This is a genomic window from Coleofasciculus sp. G1-WW12-02, assembly GCF_040219735.1.
Taxonomy (GTDB): Bacteria; Cyanobacteriota; Cyanobacteriia; order Cyanobacteriales; family Coleofasciculaceae; genus Coleofasciculus.
On the sequence record NZ_JAVJRX010000122.1, the window covers coordinates 1 to 25148 of the forward strand.

27 protein-coding genes and 3 pseudogenes are annotated in these 25148 nt (G+C 45.0%); 17 read left to right on the forward strand and 13 right to left on the reverse strand.

The genetic code is table 11. The features are described from left to right. The first annotated feature begins 47 nt into the window (after nt 1-47). From RID09_RS20185 to RID09_RS20200, 4 genes and pseudogenes are all read left to right on the forward strand, one after another. Nucleotides 48-329 carry a TMEM165/GDT1 family protein gene (locus tag RID09_RS20185; protein WP_446337733.1) on the forward strand — a complete coding sequence of 94 codons (282 nt, stop codon included), beginning with the start codon at nt 48-50 and terminating at the stop codon, nt 327-329. A gap of 116 nt (nt 330-445) precedes the next feature. Next, the gene (locus tag RID09_RS20190) at nt 446-1702 is read left to right on the forward strand and encodes an FtsX-like permease family protein (protein WP_446337709.1); all 1257 of its coding nucleotides are present in this window, start codon (nt 446-448) and stop codon (nt 1700-1702) included. A gap of 264 nt (nt 1703-1966) precedes the next feature. After that, nucleotides 1967-3508 carry a pentapeptide repeat-containing protein gene (locus tag RID09_RS20195; RefSeq protein WP_446337710.1) on the forward strand — a complete coding sequence of 514 codons (1542 nt, stop codon included), beginning with the start codon at nt 1967-1969 and terminating at the stop codon, nt 3506-3508. A 47-nt stretch (nt 3509-3555) separates the two neighbouring features. Beyond that, a pseudogene (locus tag RID09_RS20200) lies at nt 3556-3731 on the forward strand (ABC transporter permease); the annotation flags it as partial. A 544-nt stretch (nt 3732-4275) separates the two neighbouring features. Here the strand turns inward: RID09_RS20200 and treY are convergent. From treY to RID09_RS20215, 3 genes are all read right to left on the reverse strand, one after another. Continuing rightward, a complete protein-coding gene (gene treY / locus RID09_RS20205; RefSeq protein ID WP_446337734.1) occupies nt 4276-7098 on the reverse strand; it encodes a malto-oligosyltrehalose synthase in 2823 nt (940 codons plus the stop codon). 471 nt (nt 7099-7569) lie between these two features. Continuing rightward, nucleotides 7570-9381, reverse strand: coding sequence for a malto-oligosyltrehalose trehalohydrolase (gene treZ / locus RID09_RS20210; RefSeq protein ID WP_446337735.1), 1812 nt, complete (start codon nt 9379-9381; stop codon nt 7570-7572). A gap of 616 nt (nt 9382-9997) precedes the next feature. Next, nucleotides 9998-10153 carry a hypothetical protein gene (locus RID09_RS20215; protein WP_446337711.1) on the reverse strand — a complete coding sequence of 52 codons (156 nt, stop codon included), beginning with the start codon at nt 10151-10153 and terminating at the stop codon, nt 9998-10000. Between the two features lie 257 nt (nt 10154-10410). Here RID09_RS20215 and RID09_RS20220 point away from each other — a divergent pair, with 257 nt between their 5' ends. Next, nucleotides 10411-10734, forward strand: a complete 324-nt coding sequence (locus RID09_RS20220) for a hypothetical protein (RefSeq protein WP_446337712.1) — start codon at nt 10411-10413, stop codon at nt 10732-10734. A gap of 88 nt (nt 10735-10822) precedes the next feature. Then, nucleotides 10823-11191 (forward strand): annotated as a pseudogene (locus RID09_RS20225) (DUF3891 family protein); the annotation flags it as partial. Here RID09_RS20225 and RID09_RS20230 read toward each other — a convergent pair. From RID09_RS20230 to RID09_RS20250, 5 genes are all read right to left on the reverse strand, one after another. Continuing rightward, complete coding sequence (locus RID09_RS20230; RefSeq protein ID WP_446337713.1) at nt 11167-11562, reverse strand: type II toxin-antitoxin system VapC family toxin; 396 nt, start codon at nt 11560-11562, stop codon at nt 11167-11169. The pseudogene RID09_RS20225 and the gene RID09_RS20230 overlap by 25 nt on opposite strands. After that, nucleotides 11559-11867, reverse strand: coding sequence for a type II toxin-antitoxin system prevent-host-death family antitoxin (locus RID09_RS20235; protein ID WP_446337714.1), 309 nt, complete (start codon nt 11865-11867; stop codon nt 11559-11561). The genes RID09_RS20230 and RID09_RS20235 overlap by 4 nt, the downstream gene beginning before the upstream one ends. A gap of 73 nt (nt 11868-11940) precedes the next feature. Then, nucleotides 11941-12318 (reverse strand): type II toxin-antitoxin system HicB family antitoxin, encoded by a 378-nt coding sequence (locus RID09_RS20240; RefSeq protein WP_446337715.1) that lies wholly within the window; start codon nt 12316-12318, stop codon nt 11941-11943. Then, nucleotides 12284-12559, reverse strand: coding sequence for a type II toxin-antitoxin system HicA family toxin (locus RID09_RS20245; protein WP_446337716.1), 276 nt, complete (start codon nt 12557-12559; stop codon nt 12284-12286). Before RID09_RS20245 ends, RID09_RS20240 begins: the two co-directional genes overlap by 35 nt. Further along, nucleotides 12547-12684, reverse strand: coding sequence for a hypothetical protein (locus tag RID09_RS20250; RefSeq protein WP_446337717.1), 138 nt, complete (start codon nt 12682-12684; stop codon nt 12547-12549). The genes RID09_RS20245 and RID09_RS20250 overlap by 13 nt, the downstream gene beginning before the upstream one ends. Nucleotides 12685-12813: 129 nt before the next feature. Here RID09_RS20250 and RID09_RS20255 point away from each other — a divergent pair, with 129 nt between their 5' ends. From RID09_RS20255 to RID09_RS20265, 3 genes are all read left to right on the forward strand, one after another. Next, entirely contained in the window at nt 12814-13434 is a 621-nt protein-coding gene (locus tag RID09_RS20255; RefSeq protein ID WP_446337718.1) for a heme-binding protein, read from the forward strand. Between the two features lie 733 nt (nt 13435-14167). Beyond that, nucleotides 14168-14632: a XisH family protein gene (locus RID09_RS20260; RefSeq protein ID WP_446337719.1), complete on the forward strand. Its 465-nt coding sequence runs from the start codon at nt 14168-14170 to the stop codon at nt 14630-14632. Continuing rightward, nucleotides 14599-14922 carry a XisI protein gene (locus RID09_RS20265; protein ID WP_446337720.1) on the forward strand — a complete coding sequence of 108 codons (324 nt, stop codon included), beginning with the start codon at nt 14599-14601 and terminating at the stop codon, nt 14920-14922. The genes RID09_RS20260 and RID09_RS20265 overlap by 34 nt, the downstream gene beginning before the upstream one ends. A 2-nt stretch (nt 14923-14924) precedes the next feature. Here RID09_RS20265 and RID09_RS20270 read toward each other — a convergent pair whose 3' ends face one another. From RID09_RS20270 to RID09_RS20280, 3 genes are all read right to left on the reverse strand, one after another. Further along, on the reverse strand, nt 14925-15059 hold the full coding sequence (locus RID09_RS20270) for a hypothetical protein (protein WP_446337721.1): 135 nt from the start codon (nt 15057-15059) through the stop codon (nt 14925-14927). Next, a complete protein-coding gene (locus RID09_RS20275) occupies nt 15059-15289 on the reverse strand; it encodes a hypothetical protein (RefSeq protein WP_446337722.1) in 231 nt (76 codons plus the stop codon). Before RID09_RS20275 ends, RID09_RS20270 begins: the two co-directional genes overlap by 1 nt. Nucleotides 15290-15500: 211 nt before the next feature. Next, entirely contained in the window at nt 15501-15860 is a 360-nt protein-coding gene (locus RID09_RS20280) for a hypothetical protein (RefSeq protein ID WP_446337723.1), read from the reverse strand. Nucleotides 15861-15996: 136 nt separating this feature from the next. Between RID09_RS20280 and RID09_RS20285 the strand changes: the two genes are divergently transcribed. Continuing rightward, on the forward strand, nt 15997-16353 hold the full coding sequence (locus RID09_RS20285; protein WP_446337724.1) for a PadR family transcriptional regulator: 357 nt from the start codon (nt 15997-15999) through the stop codon (nt 16351-16353). Between the two features lie 130 nt (nt 16354-16483). On the opposite strand, the gene RID09_RS20290 is transcribed toward RID09_RS20285, so the two are convergent. Further along, nucleotides 16484-16654: a hypothetical protein gene (locus tag RID09_RS20290; protein ID WP_446337725.1), complete on the reverse strand. Its 171-nt coding sequence runs from the start codon at nt 16652-16654 to the stop codon at nt 16484-16486. A gap of 110 nt (nt 16655-16764) precedes the next feature. On the opposite strand from RID09_RS20290, the gene yidD reads away from it, so the two are divergent. Next, nucleotides 16765-17055 carry a membrane protein insertion efficiency factor YidD gene (gene yidD, locus RID09_RS20295; RefSeq protein WP_446337726.1) on the forward strand — a complete coding sequence of 97 codons (291 nt, stop codon included), beginning with the start codon at nt 16765-16767 and terminating at the stop codon, nt 17053-17055. A 172-nt stretch (nt 17056-17227) separates the two neighbouring features. Here yidD and RID09_RS20300 read toward each other — a convergent pair whose 3' ends face one another. Then, nucleotides 17228-17848 carry a DNA-3-methyladenine glycosylase family protein gene (locus RID09_RS20300; protein ID WP_446337727.1) on the reverse strand — a complete coding sequence of 207 codons (621 nt, stop codon included), beginning with the start codon at nt 17846-17848 and terminating at the stop codon, nt 17228-17230. A gap of 218 nt (nt 17849-18066) precedes the next feature. Between RID09_RS20300 and RID09_RS20305 the strand changes: the two genes are divergently transcribed. The 6 genes and pseudogenes from RID09_RS20305 to RID09_RS20330 all read left to right on the forward strand — a co-directional run bounded on the left by RID09_RS20305 (nt 18067) and on the right by RID09_RS20330 (nt 24978). Continuing rightward, a complete protein-coding gene (locus tag RID09_RS20305) occupies nt 18067-18564 on the forward strand; it encodes a TIGR00725 family protein (protein ID WP_446337728.1) in 498 nt (165 codons plus the stop codon). 701 nt (nt 18565-19265) lie between these two features. Further along, the gene (locus RID09_RS20310) at nt 19266-19865 is read left to right on the forward strand and encodes a superoxide dismutase (protein WP_446337729.1); all 600 of its coding nucleotides are present in this window, start codon (nt 19266-19268) and stop codon (nt 19863-19865) included. A 111-nt stretch (nt 19866-19976) separates the two neighbouring features. Beyond that, nucleotides 19977-20186, forward strand: coding sequence for a hypothetical protein (locus tag RID09_RS20315; protein ID WP_446337730.1), 210 nt, complete (start codon nt 19977-19979; stop codon nt 20184-20186). A 289-nt stretch (nt 20187-20475) separates the two neighbouring features. Then, the gene (locus tag RID09_RS20320; RefSeq protein ID WP_446337731.1) at nt 20476-21339 is read left to right on the forward strand and encodes an Npun_R2479 family HD domain-containing metalloprotein; all 864 of its coding nucleotides are present in this window, start codon (nt 20476-20478) and stop codon (nt 21337-21339) included. 201 nt (nt 21340-21540) lie between these two features. Next, nucleotides 21541-22780: pseudogene (locus tag RID09_RS20325) on the forward strand (RNA-guided endonuclease InsQ/TnpB family protein). Between the two features lie 104 nt (nt 22781-22884). Further along, the gene (locus tag RID09_RS20330; RefSeq protein ID WP_446337732.1) at nt 22885-24978 is read left to right on the forward strand and encodes a toll/interleukin-1 receptor domain-containing protein; all 2094 of its coding nucleotides are present in this window, start codon (nt 22885-22887) and stop codon (nt 24976-24978) included. The last annotated feature ends 170 nt before the right edge of the window (nt 24979-25148 follow it).

Genomic DNA, 25148 nt, shown 5'->3' on the forward strand with positions numbered 1-25148 from the left:
GGGGGAGCTAGGGGAGCTGGGAGATGAACAATCAACACCTAATTACTATGGATTGGCAATTACTAGGATTAAGTTTCATTACCGTATTTTTAGCCGAAATTGGTGACAAAAGCCAACTGGCTGCGATCGCGCTTGGGGGTAGTCTCAAGTCCCCCCGTGCGGTATTCTTGGGGGCTGTAGCCGCGTTGCTTTTGGCAACGTTTATGGGCGTATTAGCTGGGGGTGGCGTAGCCCAACTATTCCCGGTGCGAGTTCTCAAAGCGATCGCGGCGGTGGGTTTCGCATTAATGGCAGTTCGCTTGCTGTGGCCCTCTGAGGATGAAGCCTGAGAACATTTTTATGTAGGGGCGGGTTTTACTATTATTGTTTCTTCCCTCACCCAGATGTAACTCGCGCCCGCCCCGACAAAATTTTCAAAGAGATTCTAAACAACCAATATACTAAAATGGTTTCTCTTGCCCGGAAAAACTTACTCGAAGATATTCCCCGCTTTTTAGTCGCCCAAGCTGGGATTATGTTTGCGGTGAGTTTAGTTACCTTGCAAACAGGTATTTTTAATGGATTTACCCAATCAACGGCTCAGTTAATTTACAATTCTAACGCAGATATTTGGGTGGCATCTGATAAATTAGTGCAAATGGAGTTGACATTACCCATTCCCTTATCCCATGTTATTTCTGCCCGTAATGTGGAAGGGGTTGCTAAAGCTGAAGCCCTTATTTTTAGTGGCGCGTTGTGGAATCCACCCCAAGGAGAAATTACCCGGGTAAAAGTGGTGGGATTTGACCCCAATGGGCAATTGTTTCAACCGATAAATCTGGTGCAAGGCGATGTGAGGGACTTATCTGAACCCTATAAAATTATTGTAGATGCAACCAACCAAGATTCCCTAAATGTGCAACAGATTGAGGATATTGCCCGTGTAAATTCTTTGCCCGCCCGGGTGGTGGGTTTCACTCAAGGGAATGCATCAATTGTGTCTAATTCTTTCATGTTTACCTCCCTAACCAGTGCTAATGCGTTCTTAACATCGGGTCAAAAGTCTGAACTTTCCTGTAAATTGCCGTCAGGTGCTGAGGATTTAATTTGTACCAATACCTATTCGAGAATCTCGGAAGCCGAACTACGGAATCAACCCCCACCGCCACCGAATCCATTAGTCGCTTCTGACTTGATTCAATATGTTTTAATTGCGGCGGAACCGGGTGAGGATTTGTCACAACTCAAAGTTCGATTAGAGAAGGCTTTACCGAATGTGAGTACCTATACTCGCCAGGAGTTTATTAAACTGAATCAAACCTTTTGGCAACAGCGAACGGGAATTGGCTTTATTCTAGGATTGGGGGCGGTGGTTGGTGTCGTGGTTGGTGTGATCATTGTCGGTCAAATTCTTTATTCCTCTGTAGCTGACCATATTAAAGAATTTGGTACGCTCAAAGCAATTGGCGCGTCAGATTGGCGAATTTACGGTGTAATTATTGAACAGGCGCTGTGGATGTCGGTTCTCGGTTATCTCCCAGCGATGTTCCTCTGCTACGGTGTAGCCCTATGGACATCAGCGACTCAGGGGATTCTGATTCTGATCACCCCCGTATCCGCGATCGCGGTTTTGGCGATAACGGTGGGAATGTGCGTCGGTTCAGCTATTTTCGCGATTCAGAAAGTGACGCGCCTTGATCCAGCCATGGTGTTTAATCAGTAATTGGGGCTGTTTTGCTCCTTATTAGTTCTATGAATCTCAAAGAATTTCTCACAAGCTATGCAGCAGGTCAAAGACATTTTGCTGACCAAATAAAAAGAGTTGCTAGGTAAGCAATTGATTTAAGACCAATGGCACGCTCCAGTCAGCATTTTTGGAGCGCCAAAACCCTTGATCTACCGTAGGGTGGGCACTGCCCACCAGTCTCAAGTCACCCCTTCAGGTCACTGCCATTCGATTTAATCCTGAAATCATCGAGGAGACAATATGCAGCATGATCGTGGATTGATCAAGCGTTATGAAGCAGGAGAGAGAGATTTTTCGGGTACTGACTTGAGTGGTATCAAGCTTTATGGTTCAAAACTTATAGAAATTGATTTGAGCGGGGCTGACTTTAGCAATGCTAATCTGGAAAATGCAAGACTGAGTGATGTTGATTTGAATGATGCTAATTTCAGTTATGCTAACCTCAGAAATACCCGCATAAGAGGCAGAGTCCACAACGCTAATTTTAGTCATGCAAATTTGACAGGAGCTAATCTCAGCTATGCCAAGTTGGGAAAAGCCAATCTTAGTCATGTAAATTTGACAGGAGCAAACCTCCAAAATACATCTTTGAGTAGTGCAAACTTGCAAAGCGCCAATCTCACTCAAGCCAAACTAGGTAGAGCCGACTTCTGTTATGCTAATTTGAATCAAGCAAATCTCAACCAAGCTTACTTGTTTGGTGTTAATTTGGAACAAGCAACGCTGCAAAATGCCACTTTACGAAATACCACTCTAACAGATGCCAATTTGGAAGGCGCTGATTTTACAGATGCAGATTTGAATGATGCCGATTTAACGGGTGCAAAACTGTTTCAAACCAATCTGACCAATGTGATTAATGCATCAGGTTCAGCATCCATCTTTTTTAATACACCGAGTAATCCCAACCTTACATTATTAAACCAAATTCGAGAAGCTTGTGAAGGATTTTCTTATCCAAGCGAAGCGGATTATCCCTACGAAGTATTTTTGTGGGAAACAGTCAATCGAGGAGAGTTCACCCTCGAAGGATTGCTTAAAGCTTGTGGACATTTGCGGAAAATTCCAGCCGACGCTTTTCGGACAAATAATTTTGATGACCTAGAGTGGTTACAACCTCTCGCCAATGACGTTATAGATTTTATAATAGAAGATCAAGATGAGATTCAAGAATTTCACTCTTTGTTAACCCACGTAGAAACCTACCTGACTAACATTCAAGTTCTGCTACTGAAAACTGATAGATATGGAGGAATATACATCATTTTAGCCAATACTCCATCTGGTGATTGGTTGGGAATATCAACTCAAGTTTTAGACAACTTACTACAAAACGACCACGGTGATTCCCGAATTTTTAGGTTAAAAGATTTAGCTATTGCTAAACCCGAGAATTACGAACTGATTGTTGCTTTGGAAAAGACAATCATTGGAATGCAACCTCCCTTGGAGATTATTGTTGACAATACGAACATTGGATATAGAGATACCTCTGGAGATGTGTCCAACTTTGTTTGGGAGATTGCTGAACAACGCAGTGCGCTAATTCACAATCTTTTACATACCGTTAAGATTATGACCACAAATGAAGTTGAAGCCGTCTTCTTTAGTTCCTACGAAAAGGATAAAAACCGGAAAGATAAAGCCAATCGTTTGGTGCTGGAAAATTTAAGTAATTTAAGGCTTTATCGAATCAAGACAGGAGTAATTGATATGTACTTTGTTGGTAAAACTGAAGATGGAGATTGGATCTGTATTCAGACTAAAGCCATTGAAACTTGAAGTCACCTATTAATTGAGGAACTCGGTTTCATCAAAAGGAAAGGTTCCCAGCTATGATCCTCTGCTACGGTGTAGCCCTGTGGACATCAGCGACTCAGGGGATTCTGATTCTGATCACCCCCGTATCCGCGATCCGATAACGGTGGGAATGTGCGTCGGTTCAGCTATTTTCGCGATTCAGAAAGTGACGCGCCTTAATCCAGCTATGGTGTTTAATCAATGAATCATTTGTTAATTGTTGATTGTTGATTGGTAATTGGTTTTGTAGGGGCGAGTCGCTGCACAACTATGACGGTGTGATAATTAACCTGTCTCGACTCGCCCTTTTCTGGTAGGTACGCGGGTCATACCAATTCTCTATGATGTTGCACTTTATCCAACCCCCCTGTAGTCCCCCCTGCTTGCTAAGGGGGGACGGCGATAGCCGGGGGGTTTATTCGTTGCACAATTACAGAGAAATGGTATCAGATAATTGCCGATACCCTGTGGAGGGCGACCCGAACAAATTAATGGTTTGGTGGTATGAATTATATGCGGCGGGTCGCCCCTACAGTGTTTATCTATTCATCGTGTATCTCGTGAGACCCCGCAGTCCCTTCCCGCATCCCGGTTAAGATGTCCTAACGTCAGTAGCGACTCGACAAAAAGTCTTAAAGATAACTTGAACTAGGGAAACATTCAAGAGTTTGTGCCAAACCGAGACTCAATGCGGTATTCAACGGTTTAAATTGTCGTTTGTCCGACAATCCCTAACCAAAGATCGATAGCTAGGTTAGGGTTGTTGAACATTCCTGCTGATTCTGATTCACCAATAACGCCACTGGAAAATCACTGAGAACATCTCGAATCCACAGCGTATCATCCCCCTGAATTTCCCGTCCCGTCATCACATCCCGCCATACAGACGACGAACTAGAGGGTAAAGAAATCCGGGTTTCTTGCCAAACTTGTTCACCCATGGGATATTCTCCTGGCTTCACTAAACTGGTCAACAGCCGAGGGACAATGACAATCACCGTTGTATGATCCCAAGTTCGAGCAAAGGTAACAACATGCTCCTTCAAGCTGCCAATAACCGTCAGTTTATGGTAATCTCCTCGCTGGAATACCTCTAAATACTCGCGCCGTGTTTTTAGAGCTTCATAGATGACAAATAGCTTAATTCGACCATCTTCTGGAGTCTGACAAAGTTCCTGAACTAAACCTAGATTATCGGTTTCGCTGCGCTGTTTCAGTTCTTTCACTAACTTCAGCCGCTGTTCAAAATCCACAGGACGGCGATTATCGGGATCGACTACACTTAAATCCCACAGTTCCGTTCCCTGGTAAAAATCAGGAACACCGGGAGATGTCAGTTTCAGTAAGACTTGGGAGAGACTATTAAAAATGCCGTAATGTTGGATTTTACGTTGGAACGGTCGAAACGCTTCTAAAAACGGATTATCAGGGGTATCTTTGAGTAAGCGTTCAGCAAACCGAATAAACCCTTCTTCATAGTTGGTATCCGGTCTCAACCAAGCGGTATGGACTTTTGCCTCTCGGATTGCCTTGATAATATAGTCTTTGATCCGCTGCACATAGTTAGTGAACTCCGCTTCATCAAAGGGAAAGGTTCCTAGCAAGGTTTGGTAAAGAAAATATTCGTCATTGGGATCAGGAATATCTAACCCATCAATACAATCCTTGTGAACAGCGTTTATTTCCTGCCATTCTCTCAACATATTATCCCACTCGCCGGGAATTTCGGAAAGAACATTAATTCTTGCTCTCACATCTTCACCACGTTTAGTATCGTGGGTTGCTGTTGTATTTATTGTATGGGGCCAATAAGCGATGCGGTGTTGATTAAAGTCATGAAAGTCGTCTAAGGAAACGCCAAATTCACCCGGATTACCACCCACTTCGTTGAGAGAGATGAGACGGTTATAAATATAGAAAGCCGTATCTTCTACTCCCTTAGCGGTCAGCGGTCCAGTAAACTGTTGCAGCCGCATGACAAAATAACGCCATTGTTCGGCTTCTTCTGGTACCAACGAATCGTCAACTTCCAGTAATAAAAACTTCTCAATAAACGTCAGTTCATTAAAGAAAATTGGCGTATTTTCTTTGGCTTTGGCAATGACGTACTCAATATACTCCCGATCAGCTTGGCTTAAACCTTCTGGACTTACATAGGTTCGGTATACAGGAAACAGCGCCATGATTTCGACCAACGCGGCTTTCAGCGCATAGATAGTAAAGTCACTGGCGTATCTGTACTGAGACGAAATTCGCTTGAGTAAATTAGCTAAATTATCGATATCTCCGGTCAAATGCTTGGCTATAATCAATCGCTTTTTTTCATCTATTATGGCTTGATAGGATATGGAATTCCCGATAAAGCGATAATAAACGCTGTCAAACTTCGGCTGAGTCTGCTGATGACAAAAAATACCATTAACTTTGTTTAAGAAATCATACCCACTCGTACCTTGTACGGGCCAGGTTAAGGGCAAATCTTCATGCTCTTCCAAGATTTTCTCAACCACAACGTAAGCATCAGACGCATAGTCTCGCAAGTGATTTAAATATTGAGCCGGATCATAAAGTCCATCGATATGATCGATTCTCACGCCGCTAAATTTCTGTTCTTCAAGGAGCTTGAATATCAAAGCGTGATTATGTTTAAAAACTTTCTCATCTTCGATGCGAACGGAAATCAAGTCATTGACTGTAAAAAATCGTCGATAATTCAGTTCTTCATTACCCACCTTCCAGTACGCGAGACGGAAAAACTGCTCGGCTAACAATTGCTCTAACAAGTCAAAGCTTTCGGGTTTTCCGGGTTCTCCATTAAAGATTTGAATATTTTCGTCGATAAAATCCCTGACCTCTACACTATCATTCCAGAGTTCCCATAACATGCTCTTTACGAAGCTAATCTGGTCATAGCGTTCCATTCCTTCTTCGCCCGAGGGAATGTATTTTAGAGCATAGAGAGCGCCCAGTAATTTAACAAAATCGGGATGATTTCTGCCTAATTTCCGGCGGATACGTGCTAAATCATAGATCAAGACATTGGAGTAGGATTCAATCCGAATGGGGAACTTCAGGTCATAGTAATTAATGGTTATCCCTTCTTGGTTATACTGAAGTTTGAGTTCACCACTCTCTAAGCAATCGCCGCAAAATTTACCTAAAAATGGCGCTAGTACTCGCCCCCGAATGCCTTCATAAGGATGCTCCCAGTTGATATCAAAATAATCCTTATATTGAGAATCCGGACCATTCTCCAAAACTTCAACCAGCATCGGGTTTTCACTATCAAATGCCATGTGGTTCGGCACAATATCCTGAAGCCATCCTAACCCATGTTGTTGAACCTGCTCAATTAGAGACTCAAAGTTCTCCAAGCCGCCGAGTTCTGGGTTTATTTGATTGGGATCAACCACATCGTAGCCATGAGTGCTACCAGATCGGGCTTTAAATATGGGGGATGCATAAAAGTCAGAAACTCCTAATTCAGCCAGGTAAGAAACAATGGCTTTTGCTGATTCAAAGGTAAACGCGGGATTAAATTGAATTCTATAGGTGGCGACGGGAATCCGCATCATAAGCTTTTAGAGGGGTTAAAGAACTGACAGAGCATTGGCTCTAGGACTCGATCTAAAAAAATTGCTTGCTAACCAAGATGTTAAACAGTAGGATAGTGGCGTTGAACTTAATGCTTAAATCATAGCTTAACCTCATTTTATGACAAAGGCATTTGCTTTGGGCAACACTAAGAGTACAGCACTGGGATATATTTGTTGAGGATAGGATCTGCCATCCAAAAGGAGTAGAGCTTGGTAGAAATAAGCCAAAAGACGGAGAAACGGGGGAACTCCGATAAGAACTAGAGGGAAACCGCTGCTGTCTGGCACTATAATACCAGTTCAGCCGCCAAGATTGACACATCAACCCATACATACATTATCTTGCTAGCAACACCTTATTCGTTGATAGTGGTATGATTTTGACTCAGCTTACATCCCCTTTTTGGTTGATTACTGCTTTCCTTAACGACTGAACCGACGCTACAGTTACTTACAATATAAGGCAAAATTCAGGGGAGCAATGGTTAAGGATTGTCCAGCTTGTATCTGTTGGGGGAGTTGAGATCCCTCACCCATCCATTCTTTATCCGCCGAGTCAATAACTTTTGAGAAGTTCCCTTGGGGAATCTGAGGCGAAACGGTTACCGCATCTTTGGCAAAGTTCATCAAGGCGAGGACTTGGTTATCTCCAGCCGTGCGATGGATAACGATAATCTTTTCTGGGGACAAACTAGATACATTCAGATTCTGCCGATCTAGGGTAGCTAAAGCAGGGGTTTCTTTGCGTAGCTGAATTAACCGTTTGTACCAGCGCCGCAACAAGCCATACTTCCCTTGATCAATCTTATCCCACTGCAGTTTTGCCTGCTCAAAGACTTCTGTTCCTTGGGGATCAGGTGCGTTGTCCCAACCAAACGCTTTAAATTCTTCAGCCCTCCCTTTACGCACGCCTTCAATTAAATCGGGATCAGTGTGACTAACAAAATAGGGAAAGGGTGCGTCTTCCCCATATTCTTCGCCCATAAATAGCATGGGAACATAAGGAGAAAGCAATACAGCCGCAGCCGCTAGCTTCAACCCCTGAAAGTCTACCAAAGTGGATAAGCGATCGCCAATCAATCGATTGCCAATTTGATCATGGTTCTGGATACAGACGACAAATTGTTCCGCCGGACGATCCGCCCCTGAATTCCCATGGTTGCGTTTGCGGAAGCTGGAATATTGTCCACTATAGATATAGCCTTCGCGCAGGGTGACTTCCAACTGCTCAATTTTGCCAAAATCTTCGTAATATCCAGATTGTTCGTCGGTTAATAGGGTATGCAAGATGTGGTGAAAGTCATCGCACCATTGAGCATCATGACCAAATCCCCCTTGTTCCCTCGGTTTAATCACGCGCACGTCATTGAGATCACTTTCGGCGATGATGTATCGTTGCACTGGCGTGGTGCGATTGAAGTTGGCGACTGCATCCCCTAACTCTTGTAGAAAGGGTTGAGCGCTCATATCGTAAATCGCGTGAATTGCATCAACCCGTAGGGCGTCAATGTGGTAATTATCTAACCAGTACAGAGCATTCTGGATAAAGAAATTCCGTACCTGATTACTATGGGCGCCATCAAAATTAACCGCATTGCCCCAAGGGGTACGGTATTGATCGGTAAAGTATGGACCATACGCCCAAAGATAGTTGCCTTCGGGTCCTAAATGGTTATACACCACATCTAGAATGACCGCGATCCCCGCCTGATGACAAGCATCCACGAGTTTTTTCAACCCCCCAGGTCCCCCATAAGACTCTTGGACGCCATAGACATAAACCCCGTCATACCCCCAGTTGCGGCTTCCGGGAAACTGAGCCACGGGCATAATTTCAATCGCGGTTATGCCTAAATCCTGAAGGTAACTCAAGCGGGGGATAATGGATTCAAAGGTTCCCTCTGGTGTAAATGTACCGACGTGGAGTTCGTAAATAATTAGGTCTTTGAGGGGAATTCCTTGCCAGGAATCATCCGTCCAGTTAAATTGGTGATCCACCACCTGAGAAGACCCATGGACTCCCTGAGGTTGGTAGTGGGAGGCGGGATCAGGTCGCTCCAGTGAGCCATCGAGTTGATAGACATAGAGGGTTCCTGGGTCAGCTTTTACCGTTTCTTGCCAATATCCCCATTCATCCTTTTGCAGGGGAATAACGTGATCCTGGGGAGAGACGATGTGAACCGCGACGCTGTCCCGCAACGGCGCCCAAACTCGGAATTCACATTGACCGTTACCCAGGTAGTTGCTGCCAATTTTCATATCACCCCTCTGTAAATGCATAGTCTGAGAAATTTGTCAAGGTTTTAGCCGTGCGATCGCCCAACTCAGAATGAGCCAACGGGCGAGTTATCCGCACCTGATTCAGATTACCCCACAGGTTATAACTTTTAACTCTAACATCTGACGTAATTTTACCGGGTTCTGCCTTTTATTACTTGCCCCTGCAGACGTTTTCGACTAATTCCAACCAGACAAGTAAGGACAAGGGAAATCAAGACAAGCACCATGGACAATGCCACCGGTTTAATTTGACCCGATTGTTGTAAAAAATATCACACCCTTTAGTAACAATTAGATCCCTCTTAAGAGAGAGGCTAACTTTCTATAAAGCCAGACAAGATGAATCAGGAGTGTTGATTGCTTTATCACTCTCTCTGGGCAAAATTATGGCATAAATCAATAGACGCCCAGGATTCAGGAGGATCAGGCTGAAGCGGATCTGACGGAACTAGAGTCGGCGAGCGGGTAGGATAAGAGTCCCGACTTCCTGTAAAAATGGGAAAGGCACCTGGGAGTCTTGCCGTGTTTCGACCCCAAGCGCCTTTACCTTTTCCTCACACACACAACCTTAGTATACCTAACTTTTGGGATTTGTCTAGTCCAAAAGCGGGGAAATGTTATCAATTTTTAACTGATGTAGTTTTTCTTCTAATTCCGTAGTACGTTGTTCAAGTTGCTTATCATCGTTTAACGTTGGCTGGGCAGTCTGAGCGATACGGATAAGCTGGGGGGTAGTTTCACCTTTGTTCATTGTGAAACGGTTGGAGCGCGATCGCAACTCCACAACTGGTCTCCCCCGTGCAACAAAGGCGAAGCATCCTATGGCTTCCCCCATGGAACAAAAAGCGAAGCATCCGCTGGTCTCCCCCTTTTTAAGGGGGACGGGAGGGGGATCTATTGAATCTAGATGCACCTACCGCGAATTTCCGTTACACTATTTCAATGAGAATGTCGCTGAGTGACCTCATGTCGGTGTCATTCACCTCAATAGCGCTCATAAAAAAAATCATGAAAAAAATTCAGACCCTATCGTCAGTAATGAGTACCTTGATACTGGTACTTGTGAGCGCACCTAGAGGGAGTTCCCAAACGCCTGATATGACGCCCCCAGAACCGACGAATGCTTATCCCCCTGAGATTGTCCAAATTTATCTCGAAAACTGTGTTGGCGATCGCCCAGAGGAAATCAGGGCGTTTTGTACCTGCACGATTGAGAAGATTCAAGAAACTTACACTCTGGATGAATTTATTGAAATTGGTGAAGAATTACAAGCGGGTCAGGCAGAACCGGAGGAATTTAGGCAAATTATCACCTCTTGTGTACCCAATTAATTAGTAGTCATAATTGACCGAAAAATTGGGTCACAAGCCTCCCCCTTCCGGGGGGACTTGTGTGCTATGATAACAATGGTTGAAAACCCCACCAAAAGAACTCTGTCTCGCCGCCGAACAACATGATGTTGGCTGGCTGTTGTGGGAACAAGCCCCCACTCTAAACCCCCAAACTGGCTATCCCTATCGGTTCACAGAACTCCCAACCCAAGTCCATATCGATATTTGGACGGGTGCGAAACAGCTAGCAATGCCTTGGGGGAGGTATGTGGCGTTATTCGTCTCACTGCACGGTACTGGGCTATACGAGCGATATCGAAGTTGGCAGAAGAACCCGGAGTCTAGCCGAATTGTACAGGATTTTCTCAACAGTGAGTATGCCTTTCAAGAACAGCTTATTGCTACGTTGAACAACGACCCCCATTATGTACCTTATGTCACACCAGAAGTGATCAAGCCACGATGTATGGGTTTACTAGGTTTCTCAGTTGTTATCAGTTCCTCAGCACTCACCGATAAAGCTGCCGCAACATGAAGCGCATCTATGGCAGACAGACCTAACTGACAAGCCTCCTGAAAGGCATTTGTAATCAGCGATTCCTCCACTTTAGCCCAGTGAGTCACAGCATCAAAAAAGGCTTGATAAAAGGCAGCTTCAGGCGTTTTTTGGTTATAAATTGCTTTGGGTAGAACTTCTAGTTTGACAAAAATGCTGGAGGCAAATTCTCGATTGGGGTCATCCAAAATTGCCATTGCTCTTATAGCAACATCATTTTGTCCACGAGCTGCTGCAATTAAAACACCTGTATCAATGAAGGTACGCTTCATGCTATGTCCTGTCGGTTTTCACCTCGACGTTCAGCCACTTCTTGATTGACTTCATCCCAATCTAAAAGGGGTTCGCCGGTGGCAACAATCTGCTGACGAATTTGCCAAAGTTTTCTTCCTAAGGGTGTTTGCCCTACTTCTACTCGGTTAGCTGAGAGCAAACGCTCGTATTCAGCGATGGAAAGCATGACAACCTGAGGCTTCCCCTCTGATTCGATAATCAAAGGCTGCTGCTGTTCAACAACCTGCTGGATCAATTCACCAATGTGGTTACCGACTTCTATTGCGTCAATTGCTCGTGACATTACTGATCTCCTAATTGCTCTGTTCTCAAGGTTAACCTGTTGGAATGGCAGCGCGATCGCACGCTCTACCCGATCATCCTTGACTCAACACAGACACAATGTACTGATTGAGGCTCACATTTTCCCTGTCCGCTTTCTCAGCTAAACGACGATGCAACGATTTCGGCATCCGCAGGAGTAGTTTACCACTGTAGGTATCATCCGTACTGGGTAAAGGAATCTCATCTCCAGCTTCATAAGCTGTCTCAATCCACAACTCTCGCGCCTCATTTATATTGGCGATCGTCTCATCCAACGTTTCACCTTGAGTCAGACATCCAGGTAAGTCTTTAATCTGAGCCACATATCCCCCCTCTGGATCGGGGTAAAGTGTTACTGGATACTGAAGATTCAAATAATAGTCCAATGGCTGCTTCTCACTCAGCTTGTTTTTCTGGTTCAGTGTCTTCATCGCTCCATTCCTCCAAGTTCAATAGCTCAACGATTTTCTGGACATAAACCCCTTTAACTTTCTGTCCGCCTTTTTTGGGTACAGTAATTTTTCTACCTTGTGAATCTCGAAAACTATGGTGGCTACCCTTCGACCTTTTCTCTTCAAAGCCAAACGCTTCGAGAAGGTAGCGCACGTCCTCAAACCGCACTTCTGGCGGTTTATTGAGGAATTGCTCTACCAATTTCTCTAATTTGCCCATCCAGAAATAGTATCACAGGTAGTATCATAGCAAGCATCTAACGTATTGTTCTGCTCGAAGTCCACTCTTCCACAGCCGAAGCCGTAGGAGATGCGATCGCCTTGGCGATGGTGACGTGAGCACATATATTTATTTCTGTTGAGTATGGCTTGGAGAGGGGATTGCGATCGCGCGATCGCACTTTGCCAGAAAGATATGTCTACCCCCCTGAAGAACTGCCCGATCTAGAATAGAAAGAGTCTCTGAGGTTCCCTTTGAAGCTAAAGAACTTACTGTTACCCCTAGGAATCCTAGCCGTCGTTGCGATCGCCTTCTTCGCCTATGATGCAGCTACGGCTCCCTTGCCCGAAGGATTCCCGCCGCCAACACCAGATGGAAAAATTGAGGTCAAACAATATCCAGCCTACCGCTCTGCCACAGTTCGCTACTCAGGAGAACTCTCAATGGCAGCTAATAGAGCATTTGACCCTCTCTACCGCCATATCAGTTCTAACAATATCTCGATGACGGCTCCAGTAGAAACCCGTTATCCAGTTAGTACCCTGGAAGCCAATGAGATGAGTACACCCGGTGAACAAGGGGAAGCCTTTGTGTCATTCCTTTACCGCAGCACGGATATCTACCCCGACGAAATTAGCCAAAACATTCAAGTAGACGATATCCCATCCATGACAGTCGTCAGTCTGGGGTTAAAAGGCAGTTACGATTACTCTAGCTATCAAAAAAGCATCGAACGGTTACGAGAGTGGTTAGCACAGCATCCAGAATGGACTATCGTTGGCTCCCCTCGCCGCTTCTTCTACGATGCTCCTTATGTCCCCGAACCTGCCAAGCGCAGTGAAATCCAAATTCAGATTCGCCAGGTAGAAGGTTGATGAAGGGGTTGGCGTCAACGCACGATTAGATTAACGTAATCGCGGAAGTCCTCACCCTCAACAATAGTAGGGTGAGGATGGACAGCGGAAAATTGAGGCATGAAATTTTCAAATTACTTGATTTAAAGTCTATTTTTTAGTGTTATAATAACAGTAACCCGCCTAGGTCTACATGGTAATGCATGGGCTAAAGATGGTTGGGCTAGGTGTGATAGAGATGTAGTCCTTGCGCGTTAATGAACTCGACCACCGTTCGCGAAAGCGTCCAGAAAAGAATAGCGCAAGATGCCTATTGACATTATTCGGTTAGTATTCTAACCATAAACCGCGAAAACCAAGCGGACTGACAAAAATTACTGTCTGCGGAAGGCGGACGACTGCCTGTTGACGCTGAGTAAGACCATCACCAGATTGAGTTCTGGACTTTCTACTCTTAGGAATTAGAAAGTACCCAACGTGGCATCGGCGGATGAAACGGGAAGCCCTGAAGACGAATAAGACCGTCCTTGTTTTTAGAAGTTGGAAGCCCCAACTTCAGCGAAGCAAGTTGGGGTACTTCACACTGATGTCTTGCACCATTCTCAGTATGCCCAAAAACTCGCGTTTCTAGATATTGCCACTAGCACAAATTTCTAATAATGCTGAACGGCTTATCACCCTGCCATCAGCTTAAACCAGAGGCGATCGCGTAGCGTAGCATAGAGTAGTTATTCGGCTTATGACACATTAAGTAATGCCTCAGCGTGATGCAATTCATAACATCATCAGGCAAGCTCTGATCAAGGAGGGTTGGGAAATCACAGACGATCCTTATGTCATATCGTATGGTGAGCGATTTCTCTTTATCGACTTGGCAGCAAGATTAGATGCGCTCAACGCTATTGCAGGACGCTTTATCGGTGCTAGACGCGGCAGTAGTAGAATTGCCGTTGAAATCAAGGAGTTTCGAGGCAACTCGGCAATTGCTGATTTGGAGCAAGCGATTGGTCAATATGTTCTTTATCGACTACTCCTGAAACAGGTTGATCCAGAGCGTGAGTTGTATCTTGCTGTGGCAGACACAACCTTTGACGGGATTTTCAGCGAACCGATTGGTGAGTTGGTGATGCGGGAGTTACCCATGAAATTGCTTATTGTAGATATAGAAGCGGTAGAGGTAAAGCGATGGATACCACCACGAGAGAGCAGGACATTGTAAAACAGGTGATTCAACAATACGCTCAGTTTAAACCTTCTCACGGCGATATTCGACTCGACACGGTGTTTGACGACACGCAAAACCGCTATGCCCTGATGCAAGTAGGTTGGGATAGAGGACGACGGGTTAGAGGAAATTTGATTTATGTGACTTTGAGTGAAGGCAAGGTTTGGGTGGAATATGACGGGATGGAACAGGGAATCAGCAAAGACTTAATCGCCGCAGGTATTCCGCCAGAGCGAATTGTTCTAGCATTTCTCCCTGAAGAGCAAACTGCTGCGACTGCTTGAATTTAAACTTGTTGCATCAATGCTGCTGTTCGGGCTGTGGCTGCTTTCAATTCCGCTTCAACTAGGTTATCTAGCTCCGCTTGTTGCTCTGGAGGCAGTGTCTGTCCTTCATCGCGTGCTGTTCGCCACAGATTCATCAACTCAGATAAGCGCTGTTGCTGTGTTGCTGCTCGGCACTAAAAAACCCGTCTGGACGAAAACTCTGGATAATCAGTAATGTGCTGAATTCGTCGCCTTCTAACAGCGCAGTCAACGCATTTAGCGCTTCACCTGCGGTATAAGCTGTTGATTGCTTCTCACCTGCAACTGCACGATAAATTCTTTCACCACTCGCATCGGATACTGGCAAGATAGCGACTGTAGTCATGTCCTTATCTGAGACTCTATTGCTCACCAATTATAGTTGGCTCCACTTTAGGCAGTAATTTTGGCTGCTTTCATCTGCGCTGATGCAGGTAGCTTAGGACTTGGGGGTGCGTCACCTCATGACTGGTAAAAAAAATTGCTACCTGGTGGGGCAGCAATCAACTCTTTCGGACTATAAAAGCTAATTTACGTCAAGGCAACTTAATATACAGTTATCTAATATTCTCTTCATTAGAAGTAAACATTCTTTCAACTGCCATCATCAGAATGGCTTTGGATAGACCTACCATGTCGGGAACCATTTCCAAGAGAAACTCCCACTTCGATGGAGCGGGAGTTCGATTCTGAAAGTCTCGGTATTTCTCTAAAAAGTCACCTAGCAGTTCTTCCAAATCCGCACTGGTACAGGGACGTGGTGCAGAAGAGGTTGCCTCGGTGTCTCCCTGGAGTTGACGAGATTTTCTGATCAGCCAAACTATGCCTGTGTGCAATTGCTTGCCGAGTAGCCAGATGAATCTTGCTAAGAAGTTAGCGCCCAAGGTTATTAACAAACGAAAAAGCCAGTCTTCCATATTTAATTTACCTCTAGAGGTTGAGTTTACCCCTCTATTATAGCTTTTCGATAATTATGGCTCGACTACATATATCTAAAACTTGATATATAATAGATGTAACAATCATATTATATTGATACAAGGTTCAACCCAAATGGATACAGTTATCAAATCCTCTGGGGTGAAGAGTAATGACAATAATTCTCTTTCCACCCTTGAAGAGGACATTCTAACCATCCTGGCTAGTCACCCGGAACTTTACGGGTTGCAAATCAGCAAAGCAATTGAACAGGCAAGTGACGGAAAACGCCAAATTGGTTTTGGCTCACTTTATCCAGCCCTACGGCGGCTAGAGAACAAAAAGTTTGTGGCTTCTCGTTGGGAGAACGACAATTCCGAAGCAAGAGGTGGTGCGCGTCGGCGTTACTACAAAATCACAGCTTCCGGTTTAAATGCGTTGAGAGAAAACCAAACGTTTCGCACCAAATTGGCTAATTGGCAACCAGCCTAATTTTCCTTTTATATGGAATATGAATAGGTTTCAGGGGTGGGTGGTCTGGAACAATCATCCGCTTTCGCTGTTCTATATTCGGGGACGCCCCCCACAGGTTCCCGGTGTACGAACAATCAGCGTACCAATGTCAATCAGGGTTGGCATAATCTGCTGGCTGAATCTTGCTCTGATCGTAACTTGTTAAGCTATCATTGAGTGCGATTGAGCGAAACTCGGCGTCAAAGGCGATCGCGCAGTCTGGATGTTGAGGATGAACGGTAGGAGCGATCGCCTCCGGCACCAACAAAGCTGATCGCACCGCACCATACCTCCTTCCATTATCGATTCAATTTAAACCTCTTGATAGAGTGATAGAAGTTTGATGTGGAGTAAAAAATAAGGTAATACCTTCTATCACGGCTTTCGACAATGCTAGCTAGTACGATTGAATCTTTTACTACTCAGGCAGCGATCGCGTCTCTTAATACTTATCAAAAGCATCTCTCTCCTCGTAAAGGTTTCTCATGTCCCCACCGACTGCTCTATAGCGGTGAGTCTTGCTCTGACTACGTAAAGCGCCTATTAACTGAGCAAAAATTGAGGACAGCTATACAAATGGCTCCTCAGCGATTCAAAGCGTGTAAACTTGCCGCTCAAACGCTGCAAACTCAGAAGTCAGAAGGTGGATGCATCATCATCCCCTGCTGCATACCCCTTTAGACAGATCTGACTCGCGATCGCGTCGATTTTGATATTGTTTGGCAGGTGATTGAGCGAAACATCTCAGAGTTAATCGATAGGATTACGCCTCTATTACCGGTTTAGGAGAACTGATAAAGCGATCGCACGCTCTGAATGGGGAGAATCAACAGTGGGCGATCGCAACCAGTGCTCAGACTGGCTTTAGCTCTAAGCTACGCCACAAGTACCACGAGGCGATACTACAATAAGGCTTCCACCTTTGTCCGAAACGTTCTGTAGTCTTGCGGTCAGGAAGTGCTTCAAGATTATAAAGGTTCCGAATACCTGCACGTATCCCCAAATCATCGACGGGCAAAACATCCCACCGCTTGAGACGGAAAATCAACAGCATCTGCACAGTCCAGCGTCCAATCCCTTTAACCTGCGTTAAAATCTTGATAATCGACTCATCATCCATAACTTCCAACTCTTCAACAGTGGGCAATCCATCTATTGAATGACGCGCCAAATCTTTCAGATAAGAAATTTTAGGGCGCGAAATCCCCACGCTTCGGAGGACTTCATCAGGCGTGTTCAACACATCCTGTGCAGTAGGAAACTGTGTGTCAGGGTAAAGCTGGAGAAACCGAGTGTGGATGACATGCGCTACTTTGGTAGAAAGTTGTTGATGAAGAATTGACCGGGATAGGCAAAAAAACAAATCTCCCTCCAACTCGTGCTGATTCAGTTGACATGCACCAATTCTGTCTATGAGTTGTCCCAGAATGGGATCACAATCCTTGAGAAAGTCAATAGCGATCGCGTAATTCATTAACCCTTTTACTAAAGCATTTCCTAGCGTACTATAAGCTGTTCTGCATTTAAACCTTAATGTCAATAATGGCTCTCATCCTTGTAGTGCGAGCCAGCAAGCTCGCTACTAATATCCGATTTAACTGTACGACAGCTTAAGTAGATTAAGGAAATCATGTTGCAGAAAAAATCCAAAATGGTATAACTCCAGTATTCAGTAAACTATACTTTCTACCCATGAGAAAAATTGTTATCGGCGTAATGGGACCCGGTAACGGGGCTACCGCCACAGACTTAGAACGAGCTTATCAATTGGGACAACGTATTGCCCAGCGGGGATGGGTACTGCTCACGGGTGGCAGAAATGCTGGGGTAATGAACGCAGCAAGTCTTGGTGCAAAAGCCGCAGGTGGCTTAACCGTGGGTATTTTGCCCAGCCGCGATACTCAGAATATGTCCGATGCTGTGGATATTGCGATCGCAACTGATATGGGGAGTGGGCGAAATAATATTAATGTTCTCTCCAGTGATGTGGTGATTGCTTGTGGGATGGGCGCAGGAACAGCCTCAGAGATCGCCCTCGCCCTTAAGGGTGGCAAACCTGTGGTACTGTTATCAGACCATCAAGAAAGTCAACAGTTTTTTACCAGCCTGTCGCCAGAGACTGTTTTTTTGGCAACAACCCCAGCAGATGCCATTGACTTGGTGAAAGCGATTGTCCAGAAAAACCGCTAACTGTTCCCCTTTGACTCAACACCGCTAGAGGTGCGATCGCGTCTAACCCGTTTCGCCACAGCTTGATACAATCAACTCGACCATAGACTTAATGCTATGGCTATCACTACTACTAGCAATTATATTGTTAATTTTTATTGCAATAGGTGCTAATCCCTTGATATAGTAATACTTAAATTAAAAAATACATCGAAAGTCTAGGTTCGTTTTAACTTATCCGGTGAGAAGTCCCACGCTGTACCCCTAGGGTCAGCGCTCTTGATGAATCCCCCGTGAGACGGAACTTGTTCCATTTTATCCTGACGCCCCAAACAGATTGTGATACAATGATGTTGCTTGTAGACCCGCCCGAGTGTATCGAACAGACAGGTTTAATCCGAAGTAGCAGTGATATGCTTACCGCTCAAAGATCACAGATCGGGGAATCAGATGAGTTACTGGTAAAGCCCATACTTGTCTGCCCGTAAAACCGGAAAACAAGCTAAATACTAATTTCTGCCTTGGGAACCAGGGCGGCTGCGCGGGTTCTCCACGGGATGTGGGGATAAAGGTTGGGCAACCAACTAGAGACGCTGAGTAAGACCAAAAGTAACTTGTTGCTAGAGGCATCGGCGAATGAGACGCGAAGCCTACACTATACCCGGAGGGTTAGTGTAGGTAGTTCACGCTAGAACACAGTATTTGAGAGGATAGAACACAATATGGCCTACGCACTTCCTGATTTACCTTATGCCTACAACGCGCTGGAGCCTTACATCTCAGCTAAGACGCTAGAGTTTCATCACGACAAGCACCACGCGAAGTACGTCAATAACTTCAACGACATGTCGCAATCCGCTGGCATGGGTGACAAGTCTATCGAGGAAGTCATTAAGGCTAGCTACAATGATTCGTCCAAGTCAGGGCTTTTCAACAATGCCGCTCAAGCTTGGAACCACACCTTCTTCTGGAACTCCATGAAGTCTGGTGGTGGCGGTGCGCCCAGTGGTGCAATAGCTGACAAGATCAAGTCGGATTTGGGCGGCTACGATAAGTTCAAGGAAGAATTCACAAAAGCGGCTACAAGTCAATTTGGTAGTGGCTGGGCTTGGCTTGTCCTCGATAATGGCACACTCAAAGTGGTTAACACTGCCAATGCTGTCAACCCTGTTGCTTTGGGAGTGACACCGTTGTTAACCTGTGATGTGTGGGAACACGCCTACTATTTGGATTATCAAAACAAACGTCCTGATTTTGTTGAAGCGTTTATCGGCAATTTGATTAACTGGGACTTTGTGAATCAGCAAATGGCTGCGGCTTGAGGATTCCAGTGAATTTGTCAAGTCAGTAACTGTGACTAGCCCCGCCTGATCCAGGAAATCAGACGGGGCTTTCGGAGGTTTGGGTTTTTGATGTGCGATCGCGAATAGGAAATGAACAGTAAAGATTTAGCCAAATACATTGAAGCGACAGATGGGATTGCTAAGCCTTGGCTGTTAGTGCAATTGCGTTTACAGAAACTCCAAGAGCGCAAAGCAACCCTGACGCCAGATGCATATACTCGTGAGCTAGCTGAGATTCATCAGGATCTGATGAATCTGGGTGAGTGGTGGCATGGTATTGAAACAGAGGTGTTTGGCTAATACTATTCGGATAAGCTCTAATGTCCTATCCCGATCAGGTGATCTGTCTCACAAGGGTTGCCTCAGAGTATCACGGGAAGCCAAAAAACCTCATCACAACCTTTTCCTCTATTTTTATTACATTGGAAGTATCGAGTGCGAGAATTTTTCGCTGTACCTACCCTGAGGTGCAAGCCACCGATTTTAAGCAAAGAAGGATTACTCGACTCTCTGAAAGATTTATCATTATAGTCAACTATTAACTCATAAACTTCGATTATCCTGACGAGCCCCCTTGAGGTAACCTTCCATGTTTGACACAACCCAAATACTCATTGACAACTTCGTGGATCGGATTCGCGAAGGCTACAGCCGAACTTACGGTGGCTGGAAGTCTGACTATGCTGACATTATCGGCTGGGCGGGCGCCATGGCATTAGAGAATATTGCCAATAGTGACGCCCTCTACCACAATGTTGAACACACCATTTTAGTCACCTTAGTCGGACAGGAAATTCTGCGCGGTAAACATATTCGTGAAGGAGGCATTTCCTGTGAAGACTGGATGCATGCGATTATTTCCTTACTCTGCCATGATATTGGTTACGTTAAAGGCGTCTGCCGACAAGACCGCTTGAGTAAAAACCTCTATGCCACAGGTATAGATGGAGAAAGGATAAGTTTACCACCAGGAGCTACAGATGCCAGCCTAACTCCCTATCATGTTGATCGCGGCAAGCTGTTTATTGAAGAACGGTTTGGTGGCAATTTACTCATTGATGCCGAAGAAATTAAGCGGAATATTGAACTCACTCGTTTTCCCGTGCCAAGTGATCAAGATCACCTAGACACAAGCAACTGTCCCGGTTTAGTGAGATCCGCCGATTTAATTGGTCAACTCAGTGATCCGCGCTACTTGAAAAAAATTAGTGCCTTGTACTATGAGTTTGAAGAAACTGGAGTGAATAAAGCCTTAAACTATCGTCATCCAGGAGACTTGCGCCAAAACTATTCCAAGTTTTACTGGAGTGGGGTGTATCCCTACATTAAAGACTCATTGCGCTACTTAGAGTTGACGCTAGAAGGGAAGCAAATTGTGGCAAATCTTTATGCCAATGTGTTTGTAGTTGAACATGAACACCCATCCCTCCATGCAAGCATTAGTGCCGCATAAAAGATGGTGGGGGCACGACATGTCGTGCCCCTACAAATGGTTCAATGGGAAAGCCTGGGTAAGTCTTGATATCCGAATGTCTCCGTTACATAAAACCAACGATAAGGTTTCAGGTTTTGACCGAAAATTTGGGTCTCAAGCCTCGTCCTTCCAGGACGACTTTTTGTGCTAAGATGTTGATGTAGGGTTTTTCCACGTCAAATGCTGGTTTTTGAGTTTAAGGGCTAAGGGAAAGACAACTCAATACTTAGCGATCGATGAAGCGATAAGAACATCTCAGTTTGTTCGCAACAAGTGCATTCGTTACTGGATGGACAACAAAAATGTTGAGCAAAAGGATCTGTATCGTTACAACACATCGCTCAGGGCTGAGTTTTCCTATGTCTTGGACTTAAATTCTCATGCTTGCCAAACGGCTGTGGAAAGAGCGTATTCGTCAATTGCTCGGTTTTACAGTAATTGTAAAAAAGCTATTCCGGGAAAGAAGGGGTATCCAAAATTTAAGAAAAACTGCCGTTCGGTTGAATACAAAACTAGCGGCTGGAAGCTTTCTGGAACTCGAAAACAAATAACCTTCACGGATAAAAAAGGGATTGGTAAACTCAAGCTCAAAGGGACGTGGGACTTAAACTTCTATCAACTCGCTCAGATAAAGCGGGTGCGGTTAGTCCGTCGCGCAGATGGCTACTACGTTCAATTCTTGGTCAATGCCGAGAATAAAGTAGAGAGTCAGCCAACAGGGGGAGCCATTGGGTTAGATGTAGGACTCAAAGAGTTTTATACCGATAGCAACGGCTATCAAGAACCCAATCCTAGATTTTACCGGGAAGGTGAAAAACGTTTAAGATTTCTTCAAAGACGAGCTTCACGCAAAAAGAAAGGCTCTGCCAACAGAAGAAAAGCCATTAATCGATTAGGGCGATTTCACCTTAATATAAGTAGGCAGCGTGAGGAACACGCCAAAAGAGTGGCGCGTTGCGTAATCCAATCTAACGATTTGGTTGCCTATGTAGACGCGCCAGCGGCTTGCCGAAGGCTAGATTTGAGGATTAAAAATTTAGTTAAAAATCATTGTTTAGCCAAATCGATCAATGATGCAGGTTGGTATCAGTTCAGAAAATGGTTGGAATATTTTGGAGTTAAATTTGGCAAAATAACCATTGCGGTTAATCCTGCCTACACTTCCCAGCAATGTTCTAATTGTGGCACAACAGTTAAAAAGTCTTTGTCCACTAGAACTCATGTTTGTCGGTGTGGATGTATTTTAGATCGAGATTGGAACGCCGCCATTAATATTCTGAAATTAGGATGGTGTACGGCAGGGCATGTCGGAACAGTGATGTTAAATCCGAACGCTTCTGGAGACTGGACCTCTACTTTGATTGGAGAAATCCTGTCAAAGCAAGTCGGGTCTATGAAAGAAGAATCTCCGTCCTTATAGGGCTCAGAGTGTCAAAGCAAGCCCTAATCGCGATCGCTGTTCGAGTCGCATTCAGGTTCTTTTGTTATAGTTGTGGATACTATAATAAATCTATCTCAAGTTAGATGCATGAACAGCGTTCTGGCTTCCACAACGGCTTTATCTCCTATGGACGAGCCGATAGTAAACCCTTTGCCCTAAAGCTCTACCAAAACCTGACTGAGTATGGCTTAAAAATTTGGTTTGACTTTGAAAATATTCCGTTGGGGGTAGATTTCCAAAACCAAATTGATGACGGGATTGAGAAAGCGGATAACTTCCTGTTCATCATTGCGCCCCATTCCATCAACTCCCCCTACTGCCGTAAAGAAATCGAACTGGCAATCAAGTACCACAAGCGGATTATTCCGTTGCTGCATGTCGAACAGATTAGTCGTGATACCTGGCAACAACGGAATCCCCAAGGAACGGATGCTGACTGGGATGCTTACCAAGCAAAGGGACTGCATTCGAGCTTTCCCAATATGCATCCGACAATTGGCAAAATTAATTGGGTGTATTGTCGTGAGGGAATTGACGACTTTGAGCAGTCGTTCTCCGGACTACTAGAACTGTTGGCAAGGCACAAGGATTACGTAAATCAGCACACGTATTTCTTGGATAAATCACTAGCCTGGGAACGGCAGCACAAGGGATCACAACATTTGCTCATTGGCAAGGAACGACAGCAAGCCGAAGCATGGCTTAAGGTGCGCTTTAAAGACGAGCAGCCCCCCTGCACTCCCACGGATTTACACTGTGAGTTTATCAGCGAAAGTATCAAAAATGCCTATAACCTGATGAGTCAGGTGTTCCTCTCCTATGCCTACGAAAATGAGGCAGTGATGCGGCAGATTCGCACCAGTCTGTGGCGTGCAGGATTTACGGTTTGGACGAATACCGCTGATATTCAAACAGGAGAAACCTTTGAGGCAGCGATTAAGCAGGGTGTAGCCCAAGCAGATAACTTAGTCTATTTGCTCTCACCTGACTCCCTGAACTCTACCTACTGTCAGCAAGAATTGAACTATGCTTTAGCCCTAAATAAACGGATTATCCCTGTGCTGGTGAGTCCTGTTGAGCCGGAGCAAATCCCGCCAGAATTGCGCTCGTTACATTATATTGATCTGACCGATAATGTTCGGGAAGCAGATTACCGTCTTGATGAAAGCCAACTGATCAAAATACTGGATCACGAGGCAGTCTACTACCACGAGCATAAGATTTTCTTAGCTAAGGCGCTCAAGTGGCAGCAGCAAAATCGCAACCCCAGTATTTTAATGCGGGGGTATAATCTGCGCCGTGCTGAAGCTTGGTTGCAAGTGGCGAAAAAGAGGACTCAACATCAGCCAACAGAGTGGCACGAAGCATTTACTACTGAAAGTCTGCGACAGCCACCGGAAGTGTCCCACGATGTATTTATTTCCTCTTCTGATGCTGACTCAGACTTTGTTCGTAAGCTCAATGATGCGTTGCAGATGCAGGGCAAAACGACGTGGTTTGAGCAGGAAAGTATTGCCACTCAAGCGGAGTTGCCCCAAGATAACGTTCAGGCAAATGATAGTACCGACTTACAGCCAGAAATTTATCAGGGTATTGAACGGGCAAATACCATTATCGCGGTCATTTCTCCTGGTTTTGTCAACGATGCTGATGTTGCCCAGGAGTTAGCTTATGCCCAGAGGCTAAACAAGCGAATGGTGGCGATTTTGTATCAAGAAACAGTCACAGCAGAACTCCCCTTAGCCTTAGAGAACGTCCAGTGGATTGATTTCCGTAGACACGGCGGTGAATTTCTGCCCAATTTTGGCGAATTAATCCGGACGCTAGATAGTGATCCTGACTATGTGCGAAGCCACACTCGCTTACTGGTAAAGGCTAGGGAATGGGAGCAACAAGAACGCGATGATAGCTTTTTACTGCGAGGCAAAGATTTAGTCGCCTCTAAGCAATGGTTACAGGAATCAGCCGACAAGCAACCGAAGCCCACCGCACTGCAACTAGAATATCTCAAAGCCAGCCAAGAACTGCCCTATCGCAAAATCAAGTGGCGTTCGGTGTTTTTAACCAGTGCTGTCGTTTCGGTGCTAGTGCTTGTGGCTCGGTTGTTGGGGGGGATGGAGTCGGCTGAACTGAGAGTCTATGATCAGTTAATCCCGCATTTCTCACAAAAGGCGTGATTGCGAATAGCAGAAACCTTACCAGACAAGGATTTAAGCCCATTTCTTCACCCCCAGTTGCACAGAACAGTGTGTTGCGCCTTCAAGCCTCTGAATAATCATTTTTCTCAACCTAATCAAAAAAGGCAAATTGATGCTCATATTTTTGGAATAGGGCTTTAGTAAAAACA

What these genes read in the sequence shown, in the direction of transcription:
- RID09_RS20320 (WP_446337731.1), top strand. Translation starts at nt 20,476, where the DNA reads ATGTTTGACACAACCCAAATACTCATTGACAACTTCGTGGATCGGATT.
- RID09_RS20310 (WP_446337729.1), top strand. Translation starts at nt 19,266, where the DNA reads ATGGCCTACGCACTTCCTGATTTACCTTATGCCTACAACGCGCTGGAG.
- RID09_RS20250 (WP_446337717.1), bottom strand. Translation starts at nt 12,684, where the DNA reads ATGTGCTCACGTCACCATCGCCAAGGCGATCGCATCTCCTACGGCTTC.
- RID09_RS20315 (WP_446337730.1), top strand. Translation starts at nt 19,977, where the DNA reads ATGAACAGTAAAGATTTAGCCAAATACATTGAAGCGACAGATGGGATT.
- RID09_RS20240 (WP_446337715.1), bottom strand. Translation starts at nt 12,318, where the DNA reads ATGAAGACACTGAACCAGAAAAACAAGCTGAGTGAGAAGCAGCCATTG.
- RID09_RS20285 (WP_446337724.1), top strand. Translation starts at nt 15,997, where the DNA reads ATGGATACAGTTATCAAATCCTCTGGGGTGAAGAGTAATGACAATAAT.
- RID09_RS20195 (WP_446337710.1), top strand. Translation starts at nt 1,967, where the DNA reads ATGCAGCATGATCGTGGATTGATCAAGCGTTATGAAGCAGGAGAGAGA.
- RID09_RS20270 (WP_446337721.1), bottom strand. Translation starts at nt 15,059, where the DNA reads ATGAATCTGTGGCGAACAGCACGCGATGAAGGACAGACACTGCCTCCA.
- RID09_RS20230 (WP_446337713.1), bottom strand. Translation starts at nt 11,562, where the DNA reads ATGAAGCGTACCTTCATTGATACAGGTGTTTTAATTGCAGCAGCTCGT.
- RID09_RS20275 (WP_446337722.1), bottom strand. Translation starts at nt 15,289, where the DNA reads ATGACTACAGTCGCTATCTTGCCAGTATCCGATGCGAGTGGTGAAAGA.
- RID09_RS20215 (WP_446337711.1), bottom strand. Translation starts at nt 10,153, where the DNA reads ATGAACAAAGGTGAAACTACCCCCCAGCTTATCCGTATCGCTCAGACT.
- RID09_RS20265 (WP_446337720.1), top strand. Translation starts at nt 14,599, where the DNA reads ATGGATACCACCACGAGAGAGCAGGACATTGTAAAACAGGTGATTCAA.
- RID09_RS20190 (WP_446337709.1), top strand. Translation starts at nt 446, where the DNA reads ATGGTTTCTCTTGCCCGGAAAAACTTACTCGAAGATATTCCCCGCTTT.
- RID09_RS20235 (WP_446337714.1), bottom strand. Translation starts at nt 11,867, where the DNA reads ATGTCACGAGCAATTGACGCAATAGAAGTCGGTAACCACATTGGTGAA.
- RID09_RS20300 (WP_446337727.1), bottom strand. Translation starts at nt 17,848, where the DNA reads ATGAATTACGCGATCGCTATTGACTTTCTCAAGGATTGTGATCCCATT.
- treZ (WP_446337735.1), bottom strand. Translation starts at nt 9,381, where the DNA reads ATGAAAATTGGCAGCAACTACCTGGGTAACGGTCAATGTGAATTCCGA.
- yidD (WP_446337726.1), top strand. Translation starts at nt 16,765, where the DNA reads ATGCTAGCTAGTACGATTGAATCTTTTACTACTCAGGCAGCGATCGCG.
- RID09_RS20305 (WP_446337728.1), top strand. Translation starts at nt 18,067, where the DNA reads ATGAGAAAAATTGTTATCGGCGTAATGGGACCCGGTAACGGGGCTACC.
- RID09_RS20220 (WP_446337712.1), top strand. Translation starts at nt 10,411, where the DNA reads ATGAAAAAAATTCAGACCCTATCGTCAGTAATGAGTACCTTGATACTG.
- treY (WP_446337734.1), bottom strand. Translation starts at nt 7,098, where the DNA reads ATGCGGATTCCCGTCGCCACCTATAGAATTCAATTTAATCCCGCGTTT.
- RID09_RS20330 (WP_446337732.1), top strand. Translation starts at nt 22,885, where the DNA reads ATGCATGAACAGCGTTCTGGCTTCCACAACGGCTTTATCTCCTATGGA.
- RID09_RS20185 (WP_446337733.1), top strand. Translation starts at nt 48, where the DNA reads ATGGATTGGCAATTACTAGGATTAAGTTTCATTACCGTATTTTTAGCC.
- RID09_RS20280 (WP_446337723.1), bottom strand. Translation starts at nt 15,860, where the DNA reads ATGGAAGACTGGCTTTTTCGTTTGTTAATAACCTTGGGCGCTAACTTC.
- RID09_RS20260 (WP_446337719.1), top strand. Translation starts at nt 14,168, where the DNA reads ATGCCTCAGCGTGATGCAATTCATAACATCATCAGGCAAGCTCTGATC.
- RID09_RS20245 (WP_446337716.1), bottom strand. Translation starts at nt 12,559, where the DNA reads ATGGGCAAATTAGAGAAATTGGTAGAGCAATTCCTCAATAAACCGCCA.